This window comes from Pseudomonas fitomaticsae, assembly GCF_021018765.1.
GTDB classification, from domain to species: Bacteria; Pseudomonadota; Gammaproteobacteria; order Pseudomonadales; family Pseudomonadaceae; genus Aquipseudomonas; species Aquipseudomonas fitomaticsae.
Genome location: NZ_CP075567.1, coordinates 6,216,933 through 6,239,638, shown reverse-complemented (window position 1 = coordinate 6,239,638; position 22,706 = coordinate 6,216,933). Strand labels below are relative to the sequence as shown.

At 57.5% G+C, this 22,706-nt stretch carries 22 protein-coding genes and 3 pseudogenes; 13 read left to right on the top strand and 12 right to left on the bottom strand.

Annotated elements, in window-relative coordinates:
* The first annotated feature begins 152 nt into the window (after positions 1–152).
* The 6 genes from tkt (at position 153) to fba (ending at position 6,405) form a co-directional block, all read left to right on the top strand.
* Positions 153–2,150, top strand: coding sequence for a transketolase (gene tkt, locus KJY40_RS28335; protein WP_221535732.1), 1,998 nt, complete (start codon positions 153–155; stop codon positions 2,148–2,150).
* A 191-nt stretch (positions 2,151–2,341) separates the two neighbouring features.
* On the top strand, positions 2,342–3,394 hold the full coding sequence (epd, locus tag KJY40_RS28330; RefSeq protein ID WP_230733966.1) for an erythrose-4-phosphate dehydrogenase: 1,053 nt from the start codon (positions 2,342–2,344) through the stop codon (positions 3,392–3,394).
* Positions 3,395–3,406: 12 nt separating this feature from the next.
* Positions 3,407–4,570, top strand: coding sequence for a phosphoglycerate kinase (locus tag KJY40_RS28325; protein WP_011336326.1), 1,164 nt, complete (start codon positions 3,407–3,409; stop codon positions 4,568–4,570).
* A 34-nt stretch (positions 4,571–4,604) separates the two neighbouring features.
* Positions 4,605–4,826 carry a hypothetical protein gene (locus tag KJY40_RS28320; RefSeq protein WP_085697808.1) on the top strand — a complete coding sequence of 74 codons (222 nt, stop codon included), beginning with the start codon at positions 4,605–4,607 and terminating at the stop codon, positions 4,824–4,826.
* 56 nt (positions 4,827–4,882) lie between these two features.
* On the top strand, positions 4,883–5,215 hold the full coding sequence (locus KJY40_RS28315) for an MliC family protein (RefSeq protein WP_114886030.1): 333 nt from the start codon (positions 4,883–4,885) through the stop codon (positions 5,213–5,215).
* 125 nt (positions 5,216–5,340) lie between these two features.
* Positions 5,341–6,405 (top strand): class II fructose-bisphosphate aldolase, encoded by a 1,065-nt coding sequence (gene fba, locus KJY40_RS28310; RefSeq protein ID WP_007959708.1) that lies wholly within the window; start codon positions 5,341–5,343, stop codon positions 6,403–6,405.
* A 75-nt stretch (positions 6,406–6,480) separates the two neighbouring features.
* On the opposite strand, the gene KJY40_RS28305 is transcribed toward fba, so the two are convergent.
* Together KJY40_RS28305 and KJY40_RS28300 are read right to left on the bottom strand one after the other, a co-directional pair.
* Entirely contained in the window at positions 6,481–7,680 is a 1,200-nt protein-coding gene (locus KJY40_RS28305; RefSeq protein ID WP_230733964.1) for a type II toxin-antitoxin system HipA family toxin, read from the bottom strand.
* On the bottom strand, positions 7,677–7,928 hold the full coding sequence (locus tag KJY40_RS28300) for a helix-turn-helix domain-containing protein (protein WP_230733963.1): 252 nt from the start codon (positions 7,926–7,928) through the stop codon (positions 7,677–7,679). The genes KJY40_RS28305 and KJY40_RS28300 overlap by 4 nt, the downstream gene beginning before the upstream one ends.
* A 92-nt stretch (positions 7,929–8,020) precedes the next feature.
* Between KJY40_RS28300 and KJY40_RS28295 the strand changes: the two are divergent.
* A pseudogene (locus KJY40_RS28295) lies at positions 8,021–8,446 on the top strand (class II fructose-bisphosphate aldolase); the annotation flags it as partial.
* A 231-nt stretch (positions 8,447–8,677) separates the two neighbouring features.
* Here KJY40_RS28295 and KJY40_RS28290 read toward each other — a convergent pair.
* From KJY40_RS28290 to KJY40_RS28270, 6 genes and pseudogenes are all read right to left on the bottom strand, one after another.
* Positions 8,678–9,067, bottom strand: a complete 390-nt coding sequence (locus KJY40_RS28290; RefSeq protein ID WP_230733961.1) for a hypothetical protein — start codon at positions 9,065–9,067, stop codon at positions 8,678–8,680.
* 120 nt (positions 9,068–9,187) lie between these two features.
* A complete protein-coding gene (locus KJY40_RS28285) occupies positions 9,188–9,640 on the bottom strand; it encodes a hypothetical protein (protein ID WP_230733959.1) in 453 nt (150 codons plus the stop codon).
* Positions 9,641–9,901: 261 nt separating this feature from the next.
* A pseudogene (locus tag KJY40_RS29900) lies at positions 9,902–9,988 on the bottom strand (DUF6124 family protein); the annotation flags it as partial.
* A gap of 439 nt (positions 9,989–10,427) precedes the next feature.
* Entirely contained in the window at positions 10,428–11,441 is a 1,014-nt protein-coding gene (locus KJY40_RS28280) for an IS110 family RNA-guided transposase (protein ID WP_230733958.1), read from the bottom strand.
* A 113-nt stretch (positions 11,442–11,554) separates the two neighbouring features.
* Positions 11,555–12,250 carry a transposase gene (locus tag KJY40_RS28275; protein WP_230733957.1) on the bottom strand — a complete coding sequence of 232 codons (696 nt, stop codon included), beginning with the start codon at positions 12,248–12,250 and terminating at the stop codon, positions 11,555–11,557.
* Between the two features lie 196 nt (positions 12,251–12,446).
* Entirely contained in the window at positions 12,447–13,040 is a 594-nt protein-coding gene (locus KJY40_RS28270) for a hypothetical protein (RefSeq protein ID WP_230733956.1), read from the bottom strand.
* Positions 13,041–13,271: 231 nt separating this feature from the next.
* Here KJY40_RS28270 and KJY40_RS28265 point away from each other — a divergent pair, with 231 nt between their 5' ends.
* Positions 13,272–13,529, top strand: coding sequence for a hypothetical protein (locus KJY40_RS28265; RefSeq protein WP_230733955.1), 258 nt, complete (start codon positions 13,272–13,274; stop codon positions 13,527–13,529).
* Positions 13,530–13,713: 184 nt separating this feature from the next.
* Positions 13,714–14,055, top strand: a pseudogene (locus KJY40_RS28260) (IS4 family transposase); the annotation flags it as partial.
* 145 nt (positions 14,056–14,200) lie between these two features.
* Here the strand turns inward: KJY40_RS28260 and KJY40_RS28255 are convergent.
* Both KJY40_RS28255 and KJY40_RS28250 read right to left on the bottom strand, forming a co-directional pair.
* The gene (locus KJY40_RS28255; RefSeq protein ID WP_230733954.1) at positions 14,201–14,563 is read right to left on the bottom strand and encodes a DUF6124 family protein; all 363 of its coding nucleotides are present in this window, start codon (positions 14,561–14,563) and stop codon (positions 14,201–14,203) included.
* Positions 14,564–14,927: 364 nt separating this feature from the next.
* A complete protein-coding gene (locus KJY40_RS28250; protein ID WP_007959711.1) occupies positions 14,928–15,596 on the bottom strand; it encodes a polysaccharide lyase family 7 protein in 669 nt (222 codons plus the stop codon).
* A gap of 351 nt (positions 15,597–15,947) precedes the next feature.
* Between KJY40_RS28250 and KJY40_RS28245 the strand changes: the two genes are divergently transcribed.
* The 3 genes from KJY40_RS28245 to KJY40_RS28235 are packed head-to-tail and all read left to right on the top strand — an operon-like array spanning position 15,948 to position 18,925.
* Positions 15,948–18,071 (top strand): putative bifunctional diguanylate cyclase/phosphodiesterase, encoded by a 2,124-nt coding sequence (locus KJY40_RS28245; RefSeq protein ID WP_230733951.1) that lies wholly within the window; start codon positions 15,948–15,950, stop codon positions 18,069–18,071.
* Positions 18,072–18,112: 41 nt separating this feature from the next.
* Positions 18,113–18,604: a M48 metallopeptidase family protein gene (locus tag KJY40_RS28240; RefSeq protein ID WP_064380182.1), complete on the top strand. Its 492-nt coding sequence runs from the start codon at positions 18,113–18,115 to the stop codon at positions 18,602–18,604.
* A gap of 24 nt (positions 18,605–18,628) precedes the next feature.
* The gene (locus KJY40_RS28235; protein ID WP_007894945.1) at positions 18,629–18,925 is read left to right on the top strand and encodes a winged helix-turn-helix domain-containing protein; all 297 of its coding nucleotides are present in this window, start codon (positions 18,629–18,631) and stop codon (positions 18,923–18,925) included.
* Positions 18,926–18,967: 42 nt separating this feature from the next.
* On the opposite strand, the gene KJY40_RS28230 is transcribed toward KJY40_RS28235, so the two are convergent.
* A complete protein-coding gene (locus KJY40_RS28230) occupies positions 18,968–19,420 on the bottom strand; it encodes a GNAT family N-acetyltransferase (protein ID WP_011336314.1) in 453 nt (150 codons plus the stop codon).
* Between the two features lie 256 nt (positions 19,421–19,676).
* On the opposite strand from KJY40_RS28230, the gene KJY40_RS28225 reads away from it, so the two are divergent.
* A complete protein-coding gene (locus KJY40_RS28225) occupies positions 19,677–20,414 on the top strand; it encodes a substrate-binding periplasmic protein (RefSeq protein ID WP_064380188.1) in 738 nt (245 codons plus the stop codon).
* A 70-nt stretch (positions 20,415–20,484) separates the two neighbouring features.
* On the opposite strand, the gene yccS is transcribed toward KJY40_RS28225, so the two are convergent.
* Positions 20,485–22,668 carry a YccS family putative transporter gene (yccS, locus tag KJY40_RS28220; RefSeq protein WP_230733950.1) on the bottom strand — a complete coding sequence of 728 codons (2,184 nt, stop codon included), beginning with the start codon at positions 22,666–22,668 and terminating at the stop codon, positions 20,485–20,487.
* Between the last annotated feature and the right edge of the window lie 38 nt (positions 22,669–22,706).

The following is a 22,706-nucleotide window of genomic DNA, read 5'->3' as shown; positions in this document are numbered from 1 at the left end:
CGAACAGCGGAAAGGTTTCACCAACCGAAACCGATGTTATCCATGGGAAAAACGCCTCCGGATGACTATCTGTCATTGCCCCGAGGCGCTCGGGTGAGGGAAAATGCCCTCCTTTTTTCCGTTTCAATCTATTCACACCCAGGAGATCAGCGATGCCTAGCCGTCGTGAGCGTGCCAACGCCATTCGTGCCCTCAGCATGGATGCCGTGCAAAAAGCCAACAGCGGCCATCCCGGTGCCCCTATGGGTATGGCAGATATCGCCGAAGTGCTTTGGCGCGACTACCTCAAGCACAACCCGAGCAATCCATCGTTTGCCGACCGTGACCGCTTCGTGCTGTCCAACGGCCACGGCTCGATGTTGATCTACTCGCTGCTGCACCTGACCGGCTACGACCTGTCGATCGACGACCTGAAGCAGTTCCGTCAACTGCACAGCCGCACCCCGGGCCACCCGGAATTCGGTTACACCCCGGGCGTTGAAACCACCACCGGCCCGCTGGGTCAGGGTCTGGCCAACGCCGTGGGCTTCGCCCTGGCAGAAAAAGTACTGGGCGCCCAGTTCAACCGTCCTGGCCACAACATCGTCGACCACCACACCTACGTGTTCCTGGGCGATGGCTGCATGATGGAAGGCATTTCCCACGAAGTCGCTTCCCTGGCCGGTACTCTGGGCCTGGGCAAGCTGATTGCCTTCTACGATGACAACGGCATCTCCATCGACGGCGAAGTCGAAGGCTGGTTCACCGATGACACGCCGAAGCGCTTCGAATCGTACAACTGGCAAGTGATCCGCAATGTCGACGGTCACGACCCGGAAGAGATCAAGACCGCCATCGAGACCGCTCGCAAGAGCCCGCTGCCGACCCTGATCTGCTGCAAGACCACCATCGGTTTCGGTTCGCCGAACAAGCAAGGCAAGGAAGATTGCCACGGCGCCCCGCTGGGTGACGCGGAAATCGCCCTGACCCGTCAGGCGCTGAACTGGAACCACGGCCCGTTCGAAATCCCGGCCGACATCTATGCCGAGTGGGATGCCAAGGAAAAGGGCCGCGCCGCCGAAGCCGAGTGGGATCAGCGTTTCGCTGCCTACTCCGCCGCGTTCCCGACCGAAGCCAACGAACTGATCCGTCGCCTGAGCGGCGAACTGCCGGCCGACTTCTCCGAGAAGGCCGATGCCTACATCGCTGAAGTCGCGGCCAAAGGCGAAACCATCGCCAGCCGTAAAGCCAGCCAGAACGCCCTGAACGCGTTCGGCCCGCTGCTGCCGGAAGTGCTGGGCGGTTCGGCTGACCTGGCCGGTTCCAACCTGACCCTGTGGAAAGGCTGCAAAGGCGTCAGCGCCGAAGACGCCAGCGGCAACTACATGTACTACGGCGTGCGCGAATTCGGCATGACCGCCATCATGAACGGCGTTGCCCTGCACGGCGGTCTGGTGCCTTACGGCGCGACCTTCCTGATGTTCATGGAATACGCCCGCAACGCAGTGCGCATGTCCGCTCTGATGAAGCAGCGCGTGATCCACGTCTACACCCACGACTCCATCGGTCTGGGCGAAGACGGCCCGACGCACCAGCCGATCGAGCAACTGACCAGCCTGCGCAGCACGCCGAACCTCGACACCTGGCGTCCAGCCGATGCCGTTGAATCGGCCGTGGCCTGGAAAAACGCTCTGGAGCGCAAGGACGGCCCGTCGGCGCTGATCTTCTCCCGTCAGAACCTGCAGCACCAGACCCGTGATGCCGGCCAGATCGCCGACATCCGTCGTGGTGGCTACGTGCTGAAGGACTGCGCGGGCGAGCCTGAGCTGATCCTGATCGCTACCGGTTCGGAAGTCGGTCTGGCCGTTCAGGCCTACGACAAACTGACCGAGCAGGGCCGCAAGGTGCGCGTGGTTTCCATGCCATGCACCAGCGCGTTCGACGCTCAGGACGCCAGCTACAAGCAGTCGGTCCTGCCGCTGCAGGTCGGTGCGCGTATCGCGATCGAAGCGGCCCACGCCGACTTCTGGTTCAAGTACGTGGGTCTGGAAGGTCGCGTGATCGGCATGACCACCTACGGCGAATCGGCTCCGGCTTCGGCACTGTTCGAAGAGTTCGGCTTCACCCTGGAAAACATCCTGGGTCAGGCTGAAGAGCTGCTGGAAGACTGATCCAGAAAAGGTGTCGCCTGAACTGACGTATTCGCGAGCAAGTCGAATCGTCGCACCGCCGCTCCCACAGGTTCTTTGGTGTACACAAAATGTGTGACCAGCCTAGAACACTGTGGGAGCGGGCTTGCCCGCGAAAGCGGTGGTTCGGGCAACATCGCACTGCCTGATTCACCACGGTAATCGAGAACCCCATGCCTCAACCGCGTCCCTACAAAGTTGCACTCAACGGCTACGGCCGGATTGGTCGTTGCGTCTTGCGTGCGTTGTTCGAGCGAGGCTCGGCGGCAGGGTTTGAAATTGTCGCGATCAACGATCTGGCCGACATGGCCAGCATCGAATACCTGACACGTTTCGACTCCACTCATGGCCGTTTCCCCGGCGAAGTGAAGGTCGACGGCGATTGTCTGCATATCAATGGCAACTGCGTGAAGGTCCTGCGCAGTGCCACCCCCGAAGGCATCGATTGGGCGTCGCTGGGCGTCGATCTGGTGCTCGAATGCTCCGGCGCCTACCACACCCGTGAAGACGGCCAGCGTTTCCTCGACGCCGGCGCGCCGCGTGTGCTGTTTTCGCAGCCGATGGCCAGCGAGGCGGATGTCGACGCCACCATCGTCTACGGCGTCAATCAGGATTGCCTGACCGGCGACGAACTGCTGGTGTCCAACGCCTCCTGCACCACCAACTGCGGCGTGCCGCTATTGCGTCTGCTGGATCAGGCGGTCGGCCTGGATTACGTGTCGATCACCACGATTCACTCGGCGATGAACGATCAGCCGGTGATCGACGCCTATCACCACGAAGACCTGCGCCGCACCCGTTCGGCGTTCCAGTCGGTGATCCCGGTGTCCACCGGTCTGGCGCGTGGTATCGAGCGTCTGCTCCCGGAACTTGCCGGGCGAATACAGGCCAAAGCCGTACGCGTGCCGACGGTCAACGTGTCCTGCCTCGACATCACGATGCAGACTGCGAGCGACACCGACGCCGGCGAGGTCAACCGGATCCTGCGCGAGGCTGCCACCAGCGGCCCGCTCAAAGGTCTTTTGGCCTACACCGAGCTGCCCCACGCAAGTTGTGATTTCAACCATGACCCACATTCGGCCATCGTCGATGCCAGTCAGACCCGCGTTTCCGGCCCACGGCTGGTGAACATCCTGGCCTGGTTCGACAACGAATGGGGTTTTGCCAACCGAATGCTGGATGTTGCAGAACACTATCTGCAAACAGCGACTTCAAAAAAACCGTAGGAAGTGCGACCCATGACCGTGTTGAAGATGTCCGACCTCGATCTGCAAGGTAAGCGCGTATTGATCCGCGAAGACCTCAACGTCCCAGTCAAGGACGGTGTTGTCACCAGCGATGCGCGAATCCTGGCTTCGCTGCCGACCATCAAGCTGGCCCTGGAAAAAGGCGCGGCCGTGATGGTCTGCTCGCACCTGGGTCGTCCGACCGAAGGCGAGTTCTCCGCCGAGAACAGCCTCAAGCCAGTCGCCGACTACCTGAGCAAGGCCCTGGGCCGCGAAGTGCCGCTGGTGGCCGACTATCTGGGCGGCGTTGACGTCAAGGCCGGCGACATCGTGCTGTTCGAAAACGTGCGCTTCAACAAGGGCGAGAAAAAGAACGCTGACGAACTGGCCCAGCAATACGCCGCCCTGTGCGACGTGTTCGTGATGGACGCTTTCGGTACTGCTCACCGCGCCGAAGGTTCGACGCATGGTGTTGCCAAGTTCGCCAAGGTCGCCGCTGCCGGCCCGCTGCTGGCCGCTGAGCTGGACGCACTGGGCAAAGCCCTGGGTGCACCTGCAAAACCGATGGCTGCCATCGTTGCCGGTTCCAAGGTCTCGACCAAACTCGACGTACTGAACAGCCTGAGCCAGATCTGCGATCAACTGATCGTCGGCGGCGGCATCGCCAACACCTTCCTCGCTGCGGCCGGTCACCCGGTCGGCAAGTCGCTGTACGAGCCGGACCTGCTGGACACCGCGCGCGCCATCGCCGCCAAGGTCAGCGTGCCGCTGCCGGTCGACGTGGTGGTTGCCAAGGAGTTTGCTGAAAGCGCTGAAGCGACCGTGAAACTGATCGCTGACGTTGCGGCTGACGACATGATCCTCGACATCGGCCCGCAAACCGCGGCCAACTTCGCCGAACTGCTGAAATCGTCGAAAACCATCCTGTGGAACGGCCCGGTCGGCGTGTTCGAATTCGACCAGTTCGGCAACGGCACCAAAGTGCTGGCCGAAGCCATCGCTGAAAGCGCGGCGTTCTCGATTGCCGGCGGTGGCGACACCCTGGCGGCCATCGATAAATATGGCGTGGCTGAAAAGATCTCCTACATTTCCACCGGCGGTGGCGCGTTCCTCGAATTCGTCGAAGGCAAGGTGCTGCCGGCCGTTGAAGTCCTGGAAAGCCGGGCCAAGGCCTGAGGCCGCCCGATTGGCCAGGCAAAGGAGTGTTCAGATGGTCAAGTCGTTAGCGCTGTTGTTGCTGACCGGTACATTGGCAGCCTGCGGGAGTAACCCGAAGGCTGCGCCGGAGCCGGCACCCGGCGAGGCACAGAAAGGCTGCTACCAGGCCGACTGGCAGGCCGAAACCAACCCGGTGCTGAACAAGCGCTCGGGCCCGGACGGTCTGGACAAATACGAGACGCAAACCCCGGCCAAGGAACACGGTTGTCCTTGACCGGTCTGACTCTTTACTCAAGTCCGGCAGCGTGCGCTGCCGGTCGAGGAACACGGATGAAAGGCTTGATCGCCGTTGCGGCACTGGGATTGTTGGGTGGTTGCGCGCAGTGGAACCCGTTCCAGTCGTCCGCTCCTGTGGATAACTGGACCACCTGGACCTGCGATAGCCAGGCCAAGGTGCTGTGGCGCTACACCGATGCCGGCCAGAAGGCAGTCGATGTGCGGCTCGGCGGTGGCGATCAGGTCTATCGCCTGAAAGAAGAGCCGGGCGCCTCGGGCGCGCTTTACAGCGACGACATGCTGGCGTTTCACATCAAAGGTAATGAAGGCCTGGTCTACTGGGTCGCTACCAATGATTTGATCGGCCGGGGCTGCAAAGCCGAATAAAACAGAATTTGCTTTATCGAATCACCAGGCCGGGCCTCAACCCCCGATCTGCAATCACTTGAATAGCCGCCGCCGCTCCGGCAGGCTGGCACGATTAACGACCCAAACCGGGAGAGAGACACACAATGGCACTTATCAGCATGCGCCAGATGCTGGACCACGCAGCCGAGTTCGGCTACGGCGTTCCAGCCTTCAACGTCAACAACCTTGAGCAGATGCGCGCCATCATGGAAGCCGCTGACAAGACTGACTCCCCGGTGATCGTCCAGGCTTCGGCCGGTGCCCGCAAATACGCCGGCGCGCCGTTCCTGCGTCACCTGATCCTGGCGGCAATCGAAGAGTTCCCGCACATCCCGGTGTGCATGCACCAGGACCACGGTACCAGCCCTGACGTCTGCCAGCGCTCGATCCAGCTGGGCTTCAGCTCGGTGATGATGGACGGCTCCCTCGGCGAAGACGGCAAGACCCCGACCGACTACGAATACAACGTTCGCGTCACCCAACAAACCGTCGCCATGGCTCACGCCTGCGGCGTTTCGGTAGAAGGCGAGCTGGGCTGCCTGGGTTCGCTGGAAACCGGCATGGCCGGTGAAGAAGACGGCATCGGCGCCGAAGGCGTTCTGGATCACAGCCAGATGCTGACCGACCCGGAAGAAGCCGCTGACTTCGTCAAGAAGACTCAGGTTGATGCCCTGGCCATCGCCATCGGCACCAGCCACGGCGCCTACAAGTTCACCAAGCCGCCTACCGGTGACGTGCTGGCGATCGACCGCATCAAGGAAATCCACAAGCGCATCCCGAACACCCACCTGGTGATGCACGGTTCCTCGTCGGTTCCACAAGAGTGGCTGGCGATCATCAACCAGTACGGCGGCGACATCAAAGAAACCTACGGCGTACCGGTTGAAGAAATCGTCGAAGGCATCAAGCACGGCGTGCGCAAGGTCAACATCGACACCGACCTGCGTCTGGCATCCACCGGCGCCATGCGTCGCCTGATGGCCACCAACCCGAGCGAGTTCGACCCACGTAAATTCTTCGGCGAAACCGTGAAGGCGATGCGCGATGTATGTATCGCTCGTTATGAAGCTTTCGGTACTGCCGGCAACGCTTCGAAGATCAAGCCGATCTCGCTGGAAAGCATGTATCAGCGTTATCTGAAGGGTGAGTTGAACGCCAAGGTCAATTGAGACTGGGTGTTTGAGCTGATTGAATAAAAAATCCGCCGAGAGGCGGATTTTTTATGAGCGACAATATCTTCGAGGTTATTCAAAAGTCAGAGCAAACGGCGCTGCTGCCTGCTCAATGGCGCTGACCACATGAGGTGCCTGTTCCCGATACTGGGGATAGCGCGCAAGCACGGCTTCAACCGAGGCAAGCAATCGCTGAATGCGCGCCCTCGGCTGCTCGATCTCACAGGTGTGCGCAAACTCCAGCAAACCCTGTCGCGAGGCAAACATCGACTTGTTGCCCGCCAGATCCAGAGCCAGTACATCCTCCGGAATATAAGCCGTGGTGTTGACGATGTCGTAAGCCGGCGCCAGGCGAGCGTCGCGTTGCGTCGGTTCGGAGTAGAGCAAGCCGAAGTTTTTCAAATGAGCGTCGCCGTTCCCGACAATGCAGCTCAGGGCAACGCTATCGAAAAGTTGATCAAGTGATGCGCGTACATGCTCGGCCGGACAGTACACGCGGATGGCCTTGGCGATTGCCGCATAGCTTTTGCTGTACTTCTGGCTGGCCGACAGCCCCATCAACACCGCCATGTCTTCAAAACCGATCGGGTTGAGCTGATCGTCGCGGTCGAAGCGGCGCATGACAAACAGCTTGGCATTGTCTGAAAGGTAAAACGGCGGAACGGGAATACCGGCCTCCTTTGCCATGGACATGCAAAGGAACTCGTTGATTGCCAGACCGGGAAATTCGTCTCGGCCACTTTTGATAATCAAGTCCGAGGTTTTCGAGGTCACGCGGGGTAACGCGGTTTCTTGTTGTTCCGGAACCAGCAATTTTGGCTGAACGCCCGAAATGCCCGCTCGCAGGATGTAGCGATCCATCAGGCCGGCGAAAATATCTTCCGTGCCGTCCCACGTCAGAATCTCTTCGAGTTTCTCTCCCGGAAACTGTTGCTCTTCCAGCAAGGCATCAACCGTCTCAGAGCGCACTTGAACCCTGCCGATGGGCGAAGTGCTGCCGGAAAGCGCCAATAAAAGCATCGGGTCGACATTTACAGTCTTGGCCAAGCGATTGCGCAGTTGCTCCAGCACGTAGCCTTCCGGCAGGTTCATCTGAAAAACAGGATGGAGCTCGCGCCGGCGAAACTCGTCATGCCGGACCGGCATCGACAGGCTGATCGCCACATCTGGTGATGCGTCTTCGTGATAACGGAATGTGAAGTCCTCTTTGTCGCTGAAAAGCCTGCCGCTATGCCCCTTAGGTGTGCTGACTTTGAGAGAGGTCATTTTCATTCGAATAAGTCCGCAAGTTCTTCAAGGGTCGGCATGGCGGCAGGAACGACAGTGAGTTCGCAATCCAGAGCACCCAGGACGCGCGCATAGGCGATCATGCCGACAGAAAGGGTGCCTTTTTCTACGGCGATGACCTTGTACCGTGTCAGCCCTGCGAGGTCGGCAAGCTGAGCTTGGGTCAGGCCTCGTCCGATACGTTTTTCGCGCAACTGGCTGCCAAGGCGAGCGATCAACAAAAAATAATCCATGTGCTGTTACCGGAACATAAATAGATAGATGTTACGTTAGCACAACATTCTAGTGGTCGTATTGTTTCGTGGGCCTAACGGAGACGTGTGGCAGCGACCGCATCAAGGAAATCCACAAGCGCATCCCGAACACTCACCTTGTGATGCACGGTTCCTCGTCTGTGCCACAAGAGTGGCTGGCGATCATCAACCAGTACGGTGGCGACATCAAAGAAACCTACGGCGTACCGGTTGAAGAAATCGTCGAAGGCATCAAGCACGGCGTGCGCAAGGTCAACATCGACACCGACCTGCGTCTGGCATCCACCGGCGCGATGCGTCGCCTGATGGCCACCAACCCGAGCGAATTCGACCCGCGTAAATTCTTCGGCGAAACCGTGAAGGCGATGCGCGATGTATGTATCGCTCGCTACGAAGCTTTCGGCACTGCCGGCAACGCTTCGAAGATCAAGCCAATCTCGCTGGAAAGCATGTATCAGCGTTATCTGAAGGGTGAGTTGAACGCCAAGGTCAATTGAGACTGGGTGTTGAGCTGATTTGAAAGAAACCCGCCGTGAGGCGGGTTTTTTTGCCTGAATTTCACGGCGAGCTCATATTTCTGCTGCGTGAAATGTCACCTATAGTGGACAAAATTTATATTTGCTTGGCCGAAGTCCGATATGGGTGACATTTTCATGGTCTGCGCAGCTTGTAGCGATTTTAGTGTGAAGTTGACGGTTAAATAAATTCGTCCCCTTGAGACCTATTGGTCATCTCCTCCCTATTAAAGCGACGGGGGATGAGCTGTTTCCACCGATTCCGCACCCACAGTTACATAAGTCATAAGGTGAGTGATACCATTCCATAGCGATGCCGTCCCATATCGGAGGTATTGATTGAGGGGGTGTCGGAATATATGGTTCGCGTTCGATAGCCCAAGAATCCTTGTCGGGCTGGAGGTTGATTTCTAGTAAGATGAATGCGAAACCAATGTGCGCGCTTTTTATGGATTTTTTCTCAACCACCTCTATATCAATATTACCTGGGCCAACTTTAAGCATATAGCCAATGTCGTCGATTCCAATTATAGTTCCGCCACACTTAGTGCCGTCTTGTGAGGCGAAGATGACTAGGTCATTAGTATCAAATTTAATTTGCATTTTGAAAGTCCTTGCGTTGCTGAGTCGCTATCGTTGTTTTTTATCTTTGTTCTGAGAAATGGTGACGATTGATCTGGTTAGTGAATTTGCACATCTTAATTTATTTACCAAAGGGTGTTCCTATACGACGTTTATCAAGCAGTCATTGTTTAGTGATGCCACGACGATTTTTCCGGAGCTGCTTGTTTGTACGTAACTGAGTCTGTATTTTCCGCTTTTCATTCCCAGGTTTTTTATATTTTCTAAAGTGAACTCCTGTACGAGCTTGCCGTTTCTTCCACTGATTTCTCTACTTTCGAAAGGCTCATCGACAATGTCGCCGGCGAAGGGGAAGGAACTTGATGGTGTCGTGTTTGTCTTGAAGTAGGTTTGAATGGTGTCCCCCTTTCTTGTGTTTGGATGTAGAACTATTGTTATTCTTAAGAAATCAATTCCATTTGCTGTGCCGGTTTCAAGGTATGGGTAGGGTGCGATATTGGCATTAGGGACACTGGAGGTTGGTAGCGGCAACGTGACTGTCCCGCTTGCAGGTATGGAACCCTGTTGGGTTATTGGTGTGATTGTGGTTGGCATCTTCGGCTCTCCATTAAATGTGAGCCTATGATTTAGTTATGTGAAATAGTTGACAACTGTCATTGTTGACAGTTTTTTATGGTTTTTAGTTTATTGGTTTATTACGATGGGTTCTTAAAAAAAGCGGTGTTTTCACTTGCGTGGAAGCAATATCAGCTAATTGCGCTTTATGAACGCATGTTGTAGTCCTTTGCTGATATTGCCAAAGAACCCGCCATTAGCGGGTTCCTCTTTCGTAGGACTGCACGCTCCAGCCAGCGATTAGTTTTTCGGCTCGACGTGATCCAGCGCCTGATTCACCGCCAGTTCTCCAAGCATTACCAACTGCGCAATGCCAATCGCGGTTTTGTAGCAAGAAAGGTGACTAGTAAGAAAGGTGACGCCCATTAGCCGGTCTCAAGTCAAGGTTAAAAGCCACCGCGCCCTGCAGTTTTCTACTGCAGGGTTTGCTCTTCAACTCAACCTGATCGGTTGAACCCGTCGAACCCGTTTCCTCTTCATTGGCTACGAACGAGTCGTGCCAGACACCCATTTGGATCAAGCGGTAGCGATACAACCAGCACCGCCCTGGCAGTTAACTGCCCCAGAGAAACGTTGGTGCTGCCAATGCGTCCAAAACGTGTCACAGAACTATGGCTCGTGCAAAACACACGTCCAGTCCCAGCTGGCTCACTTGGCAGACGACCCGGTTACAACACACTCAGGCGGTGATGGTCGGTCGCCACTCAGATTTAGTGGTTCGAGCCCAGTCCCTTTTTGGTTGGACAACCATCACCTCATTCGCCCCTCAGGCGAAACAGCGTCTGGCATCAAAAGGCTGTTTTTCCTTCAGGATGTGATAACTCGCTCGCGCCAGCTTGTGTGCCAGTGCCTTGGTCGCGACCACGGTGTTGGTCCTGGCTTTCTTTTTCTCGAAAAAGCGTTTGGCATCCTCGCTGAAGCGCCGGGCGAAATTAGCCGCTTCGATATAAGCCCAGATCAAATAAGCATTGCCGTTCTTGGCGTTACCTTCACCTTTCTTTTTGCCATTGGAGTAATGCGCACTTTTTACGCAGCGAGCATAAGACGCGAAGTGGCCCACGTCGGCAAAGCGCTCGATATTTTCGGTTTCCAGCATGATGATCGTGGCCAGTACCTCGCCAATTCCGGGCATCGTTTTCAGCAAGGAAAACTCCGGGCGCAGACGGGCTTCGTGCAGTAATCGCTCTTCAAGAAAATCAATCTGGGTCTGCAATGCCTGGACAATGCCGACATTCGCTTTCATTGCCAGAGCCACATCCGTCGGCAGGCCCAGCCTGTCGACGGATGTGGCTGACAGCCCTTTGACTTCATTACAGCTCAACCGCTGGCCAAACTGGCGCGCCATCATGTTCTCGACGGACAGAATGTGCTGAGTCCGACTGCGTACCAGTTGAATACGTTTACGAGCCAAATCTCGCAGCGCACGTTCTTGCGGCGGGTGGATATATCCCGTCGGTAAAATCCCGAGTCGCAGCAAATGTGCCAGGAACGCCGCATCATCCTTGTCATCGGCATGCTTCAAACCGTCGTAGCGTTTCATCGCCACAGGATGGGCCAGCTTCACCTCGAAGCCCGCTGCCTTGAGGCCATCGACCAACCAATACCAGTTGTAGGTGGACTCAACCACGACGCCAACCAATTCAGCACGATGAGGCTCGAGCAGCGAAAGGATTGGCGTTAGCCGGTTGGGACAGCGTCGACTGACCAATACTCGATCCGTTTCGTCGGTAACCACCACAACACTGTTGTTCGAATGCAGGTCTATGCCACAGAATTTCATCACGGCCTCCTACGCAAAAGACTAAGTTCGCACCTTGAATTTTGCGCCACCTCTGTGAGGTGGGGAGGCCGGCCAGATGATTCTCAGATTTATTTAATCGTCCCCTTTTGACGTTAAGCACTGTTCTCTGGCCGCCCCCGCTCTCTGAATTGAATACGCCTCCCGGTGATTTTCTCGATTTCGTCGACGAATCTCATATTGCCAGTCAGTTGACCTCGCTGGAGTGCGCCCCTTATGAGTTGCAACTCATTAGTGGGGGACGCCATCTCAACAAAAGATTTATAGCGTTCACGCCGGATGGCATCGTTAGATCCTAGCTCCAGGAAGCAAGGATCTTTGTCCAGCCAGGTGCTTTCTGAAAAGTCGTTCAGGCGTAGCGCGAAGCTGGACCAGCGATAGTCTTCTGCACACGACACCATTTTGGCTCGCACTGGGTTTAACTCGATGTAGCGACTGCAAGCCAATAGATAAGTGTCGGATTGAACGACGCTGGATTTGTAGCGACTTTCCCATAGCGTCCCGGTTCTCCCCTCAACCTTGTTGCGATACCGCGTCATCCGCCCGGCGAGGGCTTTCATGAGCTGTCCAAGGCTGGACGTTGCTTCCCCTGGGGCGAGCAGCAAGTGCACATGATTGGTCATCAGGCAGTAGGCATAAACTTTTATACCCAATGCTTCCTTTAGCTCGCGCAGGTCAGAAAGATAGCGTTCGTAATCCGCCGGCTCGGCGAACACAACCTGCCTGTTGTGGCCGCGCTGTACGATGTGGTGCGGGTAGTGAGGTAGCACGATGCGTCCCGTTCTGGGCATGAGTCTTCCTACGTCCTTGTTTTGACGGATGAAGTTTAGAAGGTGGCGAGGCTGAGGCAGGTTGGATATGTCAGAGAATGTATCCGCTCGGGTTGAGGGGATTAAATAAGACCGTGCCCGTTGCCTCTTATGGTTGTTTGGAATTTTGGTTGTTCTGAATAAATACTAAAACCTGTAATTTCTATCAGGTGTGGTTTTAGGAATTTATGTCGATACTTTTTCTGGTGTGGGGCCGGAAAATAAATCTGTCCCGAATGGCAGTCGTCCCGAATGGCATGTCCCGAATGGCACTGTCCCGAATGGCACTGTCCCGAATGGCACTGTAGATGTTGCGTCCATGACCGAGGCAGCGCGGCGAGGTGCTGTGCTTCAGCAATTTGCGTAGCGAGGCAGGGCATATTTTGGGACCACCGCGTTTGTTCAAGCGTTGCTGCACATCATCCAGGCGTAAAGCCAAGTAAAGGTGGGGTTTGTTGGAGAGGTTGTAGGTTTCGCCTTTGCTGTCCAGAAAATCGAAGGTTTCCCAGAACGGTGCCAGTTGCACGCTGACGTCCGGCTCGGCGCTGCCGATGGTATCCAGTTCAGGCACTGACAAGCCAATTAGGCGTGAGGCGTCGGCCAGTTGTTCGTGCAGCGCCGCGCGCAGGCTTCGGTCGCGGGTACGGTGCAGTTCTTTGAGCAGAAAGGAGCGGTGCCGGGAGGCGGCGAGTTGCTGCGTGATGTTGGGCGCTCCGGCACGGCTGGCGGTGCCATAACGGATAGTTATTATAAAATAATAAAACGTGACCATGAAGGCAGTTATTTTTATAGATGGGGTTGAAGTTAAGGTTGGGGGATTGGGTAAGTGCTTATATGTAGTGGGTGTTTATTGATATTTGAATGTGAGTAAGCTTTGTTGTTAGATGTATTTCGAATTTGGTGCATGTCTATTTTTTATAAAAAACTGTCATTTTTAACAGGTGCGTTTTTTTTGTTGAGTTATATGCTTGTGAGGCAATGATCATTATTTTTGGAGGGTCGTATGGAAGATAAGCAGCTTATAATCGGTGTAAATAAGATGGATTCCGTATCAGACCCAATCGGGGCTTTTGCTGATCTTAAATCGTATTTTGATTTGACGGTGTACACGGTGAGTGGTGAGTCATTTCGAGGAGCAAAGGTTAGCTTGGTATGTACTGATTCGCGCACCTCTGACTGGGTGTTAACAATTGATGTTCCAGGTGTTGGAGCTAGACAGTTCCACGAGTGCGATGTTTCAGCAGTTACTAGGCATACGTAAATATTTTGGCTTTCCGAGATCGAACTGCACCTTTTTTGTTTTGGTATAGGAAAAGGGGACTGATTTGAATGGCACTTACTTAACAGCTAACCGATTGAGCTGAAAGCAAAAAATGAAGAAGGGCTGGCCTTGGTCTACGGTGATAGTTGCGAACACACACCAGAAAACCAAGGACACAGCCCACATGGATCGTAGACGCCAAATTCTCCAGCATCAACAGCAACGTTTTCGCCGCCACGCTTCGAATTGTGATGCCTATGCTTTTTTCAACCTGCTCACGGCTCCCGAGTTGCTGCAGCGCGTTGAGTCAGCACTGCCAGAGCATCGGGAGCGCTTGTATCCGCCAACGGAAACTCTGTCGATGTTCCTGGCTCAAGCGATGAGTGCCGATCGCTCCTGCCAGAATGCCGTCAACGATTTCTCCATCAAGCGATCCTGTAGCGGCATGAAACCCAATAGCGCTCGCACGGGCGCCTTCTGTAAAGCCCGACAACGCTTGCCGGTAGAAATGGTATCCACGTTGGTTTGAAAAGGTGACAGATTTATTTATTTGACTGAAAAGGTGACAGATTTATTTTGGATTTATTTGTTGGTAGGTTTTCGGTGCTGCGTGAAGAGAACCCGCCAATGGCGGGTTCTGTAGTAGATGAGCTGCTTAAGCCAGTTGCTTATTAAGTTTTTGGCTCAACATGATCCAACGCCTGATTCACCGCCAGTTCCCCTAGCATCACCAACTGCGCAATGCCAATCGCAGTCTTGCGGTCGGCGGGGGCGAGGGTGGCGGCGAAGTTGTTGAGCATTTCGCTGGCGGAGCCGAGGGTTTCGCTGGCGTTGGCGAGCAGTGATTCGGTGTTGTAGGCGGGGTTGGCGAAGTACATGGGGTCGGGTTCGTTGACCGTGGCCATGATGCGGGCGCCGGGGCATAAGTAGTGGTCGAGGGCGCGTTCGGCGGCTTCGTTTAGTTTTTTGGGGTCGAGGGAATCGTAGGGGGAGGCCGGGTCTGTGACCGGCGGATGAGGTGTCGATTGAATCATGTTTCGTCTCCGGGAAATGGAGCCGACACCGGATCGCTACTAAACGATGGGGTGGCAGCTGAACGCAGGTTAGTAGACCGGGGAGACGCGAACCGGCGCGCCCGAAAGCGCCCTGCGTACAGCTACCATCAAGCGCAGATACCGAGATATCTCACTTTCTGGAGTGCAAATACGCCTCGCGAACCCTCGGGCTACTAAACCCGATCACTGCGAATCAGTGACCCGAATCAAGTTACCGACGGCCCTCCAGGCGCACAAGCCGGCGGATTCTGGCGTAGTGGTAGGCAGCGACGCAAGCTGTTGTAGGCTTCGGGACGTTACGCGCACTGCCTTTAAACAGCAGCCTTAAACGAGCGCATAGCGGCTACTTATCGTGATCGATATCCAGCTTGCTGAACGTCACCTGCCCACCCTCGCTGGTGTACCCGGTGTTGTCCTGCACATACACGCCCGCCTTGAAATACAGCGGTTTGTTGCGCCACGTCGCGCTGATCTGCGAATCCCACTGATACCCGGCCGCACTCACACCCAGTGCGCCGCCGGGGCTCAGGTGAATGAGGTAGTTGAATTCGCGATTGAGTTTGATCCCGGTGGCGAGGGTAATGACGCGGCTTTCGTCCTGATCCGGATGGGTGCGCAGTTTGATCACCAGGTTGCCGGTCTCGGTTTTGTCTTTGTATTGGTACTCAAGCTTGAGCATCGGCTTCTGGCTTTCATAGGCGTGGATCTGGCCGATGACGATCTTGCCGGAGCTGGGCACCTTGTTGACCGAGAGGGTTGCGCGCAACAGGTTGTCGGCGTCGGGGTAGTACCAGTTGCGCAGAGTGCCGTTGCTGTAGGTTTCGCGCAGTTCGGTGCGCGGGTAGATCGCGTTTTCGGTTTTCGAGCCGGTCACCGGGGACCAGAAGAACAGGGTGCCGGTGTCGGAATGGAAGTACTGATCCTTGAAGCCGTTCACCAGTTTGGAGGTTTCGACGGTGTAGGGCGGGCTGCCAACGGGAACGCTGAGGTTCCAGGTTGCGAGGTCGATCATGTCGGTTCTTCCACTCTATTTCTCTTGCACGCGCGTGCCAGAAGCTCTAGCCCGCGCTTCTTGGGGGCGCCCTTTATAAGCGTAGAGGGATTTTTTGTTAACGGCCGTCCGGCGGATGATTGGCGTCAACATCCTGTCGAAATGCCATGTTTCCCGGTTTTCGGGGGCTTCAGCGGTGACCGTTAGTCGGCTGCCTATCGGTTTGGCTAAATGATGGCTGGATGACAGCTATTGCTTTTACAGATCCCGGACTAGAGTGAAGGCTCAGTGACTGTACGGTTTTCACGAGAAACCGCCCGGAACGCTGATCCGAGATGCCCCGACACAAGATGTCCCGACAAGAGAAGCAGCATGGAATGCGCGCAACCCCAGCCAGGTGAAGGCAGCTCAGTCCTTTTGATCGTTGATGATTACCCTGAAAATCTGATCAGCATGCGCGCCTTGCTGCAGCGCCAGGACTGGCAGGTGATTACCGCGGCTTCCGGTTTCGAAGCCCTCAGCCTGCTGCTCGAACATGACGTCGATCTGGTACTGCTGGATGTGCAGATGCCGGGCATGGACGGTTTTGAAGTCGCGCGTCTGATGCGCGGCAGCCAGCGCACGCGCCTGACCCCGATCATCTTTCTCACCGCCAACGAGCAGTCCCAGGACGCCGTGATCAAGGGCTATGCCAGCGGTGCGGTGGATTACCTGTTCAAACCCTTCGATCCGCAGATTCTCAAGCCCAAAGTCCAGGCGTTGCTGGAGCACCAGCGCAATCGCCGGGCCTTGCAGCGCTTGAGTCAGGATCTGGAATCGGCGCGAGCCTTCAATGCCTCGGTGCTGGATAACGCCGCCGAAGGCATTCTGGTGCTGGCCGAAGATGGTTTGATCCGCTTCGCCAACCCGGCGATTTCCCGGTTGCTCAATGCGCCGGTGAAGGAGCTGGAAGGGCAGGAGTTTCTCGATTTCCTGCAGAAACCGCACATTCCGCTGTGGGCCGATTCCGAGTTTTATGCCGGTTACAAACGTGGCGAGACCTTGCGTTTACACGATGCGTTGTTGCGTACCGCGCCGGGGCAGCAAGTGCCGGTGGCCTTGTCCTGCGCGCCGCTGCCGAGTGAACAGCACGCGATGGTGGTGACGGTGCTGGACATGTCGGTGGTGCGCCATCTGCATCAGCAGCTGGAATTTCAGGCGGTCACCGACCCGCTGACCGGGCTGCTCAATCGTCGGGGTTTTTACCAGACTGTGGAAAACCTGTTGCTGCGCGGCGAGCGCACGGACAGCAGCTGGGTGCTGATGTACCTCGATCTCGACGGCTTCAAGAGGGTCAATGATTCCCTCGGCCATGATGCCGGGGACCGGGTGTTGCGCTGGGTCTCCGAACAATTGAAAGCGTGCCTGCGGCCGTTCGACATTCTGGCGCGGATGGGCGGCGATGAATTCACCGCGCTGCTGGATCTGGAATTCCCCGAACAAGCGGCGAAGATCGCCGAGAAGCTCATCGAGCGGGTGTCGATCTGTCAGCAGATCGAAGGCCTCGATATCGCTCTGGGTGCGAGTATCGGCATCGCCACTTACCCGGATTGCGGCAACAACCTCGACGGTCTGATGCGCGCCTCGGACATTGCCATGTACGAGGCCAAGCGTGCCGGGCGTCAGCAATATCGTTTCTACGATCACGAAATGAACGGCCGCGCGCGCTCACGGCTGATGCTGGAAGAGAGCGTGCGCAACGCCATCGAGAACCGTGATTTCAATCTGGTCTACCAGCCGCAGGTGGCGATTGGCGACGGCCGGATTCGCGGTTTCGAGGCCTTGCTGCGCTGGCAGCATCCGAGCGTCGGCGACGTGCCGCCGGGGTTGTTCCTGCCGTTGCTGGAAGAGGCGACGCTGATCAGCCGGCTCGGCAGCTGGATTTATCATCGCAGCGCCGGGCAGCGGAAGGCCTGGGAGGCTGAGTTCTCCAGGGATCTGGTGATCGGCGTGAGCCTGAGCAACACCCAGTTCGGCCTGCCGAATCTGGTCACCGAATTGCGCCAGGTGCTGGAGCGCCATGGTTTGCAGCCGCACCAGATGGAAGTGGAAGTCACCGAAGAGGCGCTGACGATCAACCCGGACGAGACCCGCAAACAGCTCAAGCTGCTGCGCAATCTCGGGGTACGGGTGGCGCTGGACGATTTCGGTTCCGGCTCTTGCTCGCTGTCGCATCTGCGTGATCTGGAACTGGACACCCTCAAGCTCGATCGGCACCTGATCGCCCGATTGCCGGACTCGTCCCGCGACGCTTCGCTGGTGCGCACAGTCATCGACCTGTGCAAGGAATACGGCTTGCTGGTGATTGCCGAAGGTGTGGAAACCGTCGAGCAATACCAGTGGCTGCAAGCCCATGGTTGCGAGTACGTGCAAGGCTTCCTGGTGGCGCGGCCGTTGGTCGCCGAGGACACCGCACGCTTTACCGAGCCATTCGACTGGAGCGCGTTGGCCGGTTGAATTCGCTACACTGGCGGCCTTTTCATGACCTGTGCCGCCCCATGACTGCGTTGAAATACCTCCAGGCCTATCCCGCGAATCTGCAGGATCAGGTGCGCCAATTGATCGCCGACAACCGCCTCGGTGATTACCTGAGCCAACGCTATCCGGGCCGCCATGATGTGCAGAGCGACAAGGCGTTGTACGGCTACGCGCTGGACCTGAAACAGGAATACCTGCGCAACGCCCCGGCCATCGACAAGGTCTTGTTCGACAACCGCCTCGACCTGACCCACCGCGCCCTCGGCTTGCACACCACGGTCTCGCGGGTGCAGGGCGGCAAGCTCAAGGCCAAGAAAGAGATCCGTATCGCCTCGCTGTTCAAGGAGGCCGCGCCTGAGTTCTTGAAGATGATCGTCGTGCATGAACTGGCGCACTTCAAGGAGTCGGATCACAACAAGGCGTTCTATAAATTATGTGAGCACATGCTGCCGGGCTACCACCAGGTCGAGTTCGACCTGCGGGTGTACCTGACGTGGCGGGACATGCAATAAGACATCAAACAACGGAGCGCATGCATGGACGTAAGCAAGACCAAGAGCAGTTTCTACCGGCGCTTGTACGTGGCGTACCTGATCGACAGTGGCCTGGCCAGCAGCGTGCCGGCGCTGACCGAGGTCACCGGCATGCCCCGGCGCACGGCGCAGGACACTATTGCCGCGCTGGCGGATCTGGATATCGTCTGCGAGTTCGAACAGGAAGAGGGCGCGCGCAATCATGCGGGGCGCTATCGGATTCGCGAGTGGGGGGCGATTGATCGGGGGTGGATCGAGCGGAATTTGCGGCAGATCAAGGCTGTTCTCGAGTATCCCTGACCTCTGCAGTCCCTTCGCGGGCAAGCCCGCGAAGGGGAAATCTCAGGACCGCCGCATACCAATATGCGGAATGTCATCCTCAAGATATTCCTCACCCGCCACCACAAACCCGTACCGCCCGTAATACCCCTGCAAATGCGCCTGGGCCGACAGATAGATCGGCACTTCAGGCCAACGCTTCTCGGCCTGTTTCAGCGCTTGCTCCATCATTTCATGCCCCAGCCCTTTGCCACGCCCGGCTGGCGCCGTCAGCACGCGGCCGATCACCACGTCGCCCCCCTGGGATTCCGGATCCAGCAGGCGCAGGTACGCCACCAGCTGATCACCGTCCCAGCCCATCAAATGACAGGTGTCACCGTCGAGATCCTGACCGTCCGGATCCAGATACGCGCAGCGCTGTTCGACCACGAACACTTCCGAGCGCAATTTCAAAATGGCGTACAGCTGCTCCAGTCCCAGATCGCTGTGATGTTTGCAGACCCACTCGATTGTCATCTTCCGATTCCTTGAACTACGTCGCCCGATACTAAGCGCAGCGCCGAAATATGTCTGTATGGCTGAGAAATCTGTGACAAAGGCCAAAATGCCATCATTCCAATATCGCGGTCCGCCGTACTTTGTGTAATCTGCTGGGAAGCGCTGTGCAATGGCTTCAATGAGCTAATGTTAGGGCCTGGGATTCGCCGGTAAGGGGCCTTGGGGTTTTGACTGAAAACACGCCGGGCGGCCCGCCCGCTAAGGATTTTCAAGCATGCCGCGATTGCATCGAGCCTTTGCTTTGATCGGATTGCTGTTGCTGGGTCAGAGCGCTGCAGCGGAGAAATTGCGTCTGGTGTTCGACGTCTGGCCGCCCTTTACCGATGACACGCTGGTCAACGGTGGGCTGGCGACCGACATCGTCAGCACGGCCCTGGCCCGTGCCGGTTATGCCAGCGGTTATGAGCAGGTGCCGTGGGCGCGGGCGTTGATGGGGGTTGGCGAAGGACGTTACGACGTGCTGGTCAACGCCTGGTACAACGACGAGCGCACGAAGCTGGGGCAGTTTTCTGCCGAGTACCTGCTCAATCGCGTGCGTTTTCTCAAGCGCAAAGATGCGCCCATCGAATACAACAACCTGCAGGAACTACACACCTACCCGATTGCGGTCGTGCGCGGCTACGCCTATTCGGCGCCGTTCGATGCCGACACCGCATTGCAGAAAGTCCCTGTGCATAACTTCGCCATGGCCGTGCGCATGCTGGCGGCGGACCGGGTCAAGCTGACCCTGGAAGACGAATACGTCGCCCGTTACTACCTGGCCCGGGAATCACCGAAAGTGCGCAACGCGGTGGAGTTTCTGCCAAAGCCGCTGAGCGAGAACAGCCTGCATATTCTGGTCAGCCTGAAGAACCCGCAGCACGAACAGATCGTGGCCGGGTTCGACAAGGCGATTGCGTCGATGAAGGCCGATGGCAGCTATGACAAGTTGCTCAGGCAGCACGGGATGTAGCCTGAAAGATTTTTAGTGCACGAACTGGCCCTTTCGCGGGCAAGCCCGCGAAAGGGCCTGTCCGGCCACCTCAATCCTCGGCTGTGTCTTTGATCAGATGCGCCGCCAGCGTGCGCAACGGCCCGAGCTGGCGGCAGATCAGCGCCAGTTGCGTCTGCACCAGCCGCTGGCCTTCGTCGATTTCGTCCGGCATCTGCTCCAGCTCATTGGCCAGCGCTTCTTCCTCATCGCTCTGAATCGCAATCGGCTGTTTGCTCGCCAGGCCTTGGGCGATTTCATCGATGCTCGCCGCCAGACTCACCCCGGCGCCGTCGATCAGGTGTTCGCGCACCTCGGCCGGCAGCTGGGTTTCCCGGTGTGCGCCAAGCCCTGACAGATAGCTGAGCAAGGTGTGCGACAGCACCAGGAAGCGGAAGCCGACGTCGGCTTCCTTCCGGAAATGCCCCGGCTCCATCAGCATGTTCGCCAGCGTCGTGGAGAGTGCCGCGTCGGCGTTGTGCGCGTTGCGCCGGGCCAGGCGATAGGCGAGGTCGTCGCTCTTGCCGGCGGCGTATTGCTGCATGATCTGGCGCAGGTAAATGCTGTTGCAGGTGAGGGTGTTGGCCAGCACTTTGTTCAGGCGCCGACCCTGCCAGTCCGGCAGGAACAGGAACACCGCAAGCCCCGCAATCAGGCTGCCGAGCAAGGTATCGAACAACCGCGGCACAAACAGCCCGTAACCGTCACCGACCTGGTTGAAGCAGAACAGCACCATGATCGTGATCGCGGCGGTGGCCACGGTGTAGCGGGTGGTGCGGTTGGTAAAGAACACCACGCCGGCGGCGATGGCGAAGCACGACTGCACCAGCGGATTCGGGAACAGATCGAACAGCGCCCAGGCAATCGTCAGGCCGATCGCCGTGCCGAAAATCCGCTGACCGAGTTTGCGCCGGGTGGCGCCGTAGTTCGGCTGGCAGACGAACAGCGTGGTGAGGATGATCCAGTAACCCTGCGACGGGTGAATCAGGTGCACCATGCCGTAGCCGATGCTCAGCGCCAGCGGCAAACGCAGGGCGTGGCGGAACAGCAGCGAGGTCGGCGTCAGCTGCGTGCGCAGACGAATCCAGACGTCTTTGAAGTTGCGCGGCGAGCGGTCGAGCAGGCTGCTGTCGGTGGCGTCCGCCAAGGCGTCAGGGTTGCTGGCGTCACTGAGCAAACGGTCGAGGGTGCCGAGGTTGGCCGCCAGTGCACGCAACGAACGCAGCAGTCCGCGCCAGGCCGGGTTGCTCTGGATGCGCAGGTGTTCGAGGGACGCATGCAGGTCGCTCAGGGCTTCGGCAAAAGTTGCGTCGTAGATGAACGGCTGGCGCATCTGGATCGATTCGGCCAGCGCCCGGCAGGCCTTGCCTTGCTGGCGCAGCAGGCGCTGGCAGCGGAACAAGACATCGCTGTGGAAAAACGCATCGGCCAAGGCGTTGTAGGGATAGTGCGAAGAGCTGGCACGTTCGTGAATGTCCTGCGCCAGGAAGTACAGCTTCAGGTAACGGCTGACTTTCGAGCCCGGGCGACCGTTGCCGACCCGGTGCAGGATGATTTCCTTGGCGCTGTTCAGGGCTGCGACGACCCGGCCGTTTTGCTGGGCCAGTTCCAGTCGCCGCGCTTCGACATCCATCTGACGGATCGGCTCGAACAGCGAGGATTTCAGCTTCAGGTAAAAGCCCAGTTCGCGAAACAGCCGCGCCAGACTCTGCTGCACCGGCTGATTGGAAAACATCGCCTGCCACAGCACCGACAGCAAGCCGTACCACGCGGCGCCGGCCACCAGCAGCATCGGCTCGTGCCAGAAATCCGTGACCGCGCCACCGCGCTGGTCCACGCCGATCATGGTGTAGACCGAGAGAATCAGCGTCGCCGAAGCAATCGCGCCGTAACGCTCGCCGAGCGCGCCGAGCATGGTCAGGCCGAAACTGGCCAGCGCCAGGGCAATGACAAACACGATGGGGTAGGGGAACAGCAATTCCACGGACAGCGCTGCGACGCTGAAACACACCAGCGTCACCGCCAGTGCATTGAGGCGGCCCTGCCAACTGTCGTCGGTCTCGGCCAGGGCGCTGGCGATGATCCCGAGGAACAACGGGATCAGCAGCCCCATTTCATCCTGATACCAGCACAGCGCCATGCTGCCGGTCAGGGCGATGAACACCCGCACGCTGTAGCTGAATTTATCCAGCGCCCACAGGCGCCGCAAAGACTGACGAAACGAGGTCGAGGACATGAAGTGCGAAGGCCTTCCGAGGCGATGCCGCTAAATTG

Coding starts and splice junctions, on each gene's coding strand:
- tkt (WP_221535732.1), top strand. CDS start 153: ATGCCTAGCCGTCGTGAGCGTGCCAACGCCATTCGTGCCCTCAGCATG.
- epd (WP_230733966.1), top strand. CDS start 2,342: ATGCCTCAACCGCGTCCCTACAAAGTTGCACTCAACGGCTACGGCCGG.
- KJY40_RS28325 (WP_011336326.1), top strand. CDS start 3,407: ATGACCGTGTTGAAGATGTCCGACCTCGATCTGCAAGGTAAGCGCGTA.
- KJY40_RS28320 (WP_085697808.1), top strand. CDS start 4,605: ATGGTCAAGTCGTTAGCGCTGTTGTTGCTGACCGGTACATTGGCAGCC.
- KJY40_RS28315 (WP_114886030.1), top strand. CDS start 4,883: ATGAAAGGCTTGATCGCCGTTGCGGCACTGGGATTGTTGGGTGGTTGC.
- fba (WP_007959708.1), top strand. CDS start 5,341: ATGGCACTTATCAGCATGCGCCAGATGCTGGACCACGCAGCCGAGTTC.
- KJY40_RS28305 (WP_230733964.1), bottom strand. CDS start 7,680: ATGAAAATGACCTCTCTCAAAGTCAGCACACCTAAGGGGCATAGCGGC.
- KJY40_RS28300 (WP_230733963.1), bottom strand. CDS start 7,928: ATGGATTATTTTTTGTTGATCGCTCGCCTTGGCAGCCAGTTGCGCGAA.
- KJY40_RS28290 (WP_230733961.1), bottom strand. CDS start 9,067: ATGCAAATTAAATTTGATACTAATGACCTAGTCATCTTCGCCTCACAA.
- KJY40_RS28285 (WP_230733959.1), bottom strand. CDS start 9,640: ATGCCAACCACAATCACACCAATAACCCAACAGGGTTCCATACCTGCA.
- KJY40_RS28280 (WP_230733958.1), bottom strand. CDS start 11,441: ATGAAATTCTGTGGCATAGACCTGCATTCGAACAACAGTGTTGTGGTG.
- KJY40_RS28275 (WP_230733957.1), bottom strand. CDS start 12,250: ATGCCCAGAACGGGACGCATCGTGCTACCTCACTACCCGCACCACATC.
- KJY40_RS28270 (WP_230733956.1), bottom strand. CDS start 13,040: ATGGTCACGTTTTATTATTTTATAATAACTATCCGTTATGGCACCGCC.
- KJY40_RS28265 (WP_230733955.1), top strand. CDS start 13,272: ATGGAAGATAAGCAGCTTATAATCGGTGTAAATAAGATGGATTCCGTA.
- KJY40_RS28255 (WP_230733954.1), bottom strand. CDS start 14,563: ATGATTCAATCGACACCTCATCCGCCGGTCACAGACCCGGCCTCCCCC.
- KJY40_RS28250 (WP_007959711.1), bottom strand. CDS start 15,596: ATGATCGACCTCGCAACCTGGAACCTCAGCGTTCCCGTTGGCAGCCCG.
- KJY40_RS28245 (WP_230733951.1), top strand. CDS start 15,948: ATGGAATGCGCGCAACCCCAGCCAGGTGAAGGCAGCTCAGTCCTTTTG.
- KJY40_RS28240 (WP_064380182.1), top strand. CDS start 18,113: ATGACTGCGTTGAAATACCTCCAGGCCTATCCCGCGAATCTGCAGGAT.
- KJY40_RS28235 (WP_007894945.1), top strand. CDS start 18,629: ATGGACGTAAGCAAGACCAAGAGCAGTTTCTACCGGCGCTTGTACGTG.
- KJY40_RS28230 (WP_011336314.1), bottom strand. CDS start 19,420: ATGACAATCGAGTGGGTCTGCAAACATCACAGCGATCTGGGACTGGAG.
- KJY40_RS28225 (WP_064380188.1), top strand. CDS start 19,677: ATGCCGCGATTGCATCGAGCCTTTGCTTTGATCGGATTGCTGTTGCTG.
- yccS (WP_230733950.1), bottom strand. CDS start 22,668: ATGTCCTCGACCTCGTTTCGTCAGTCTTTGCGGCGCCTGTGGGCGCTG.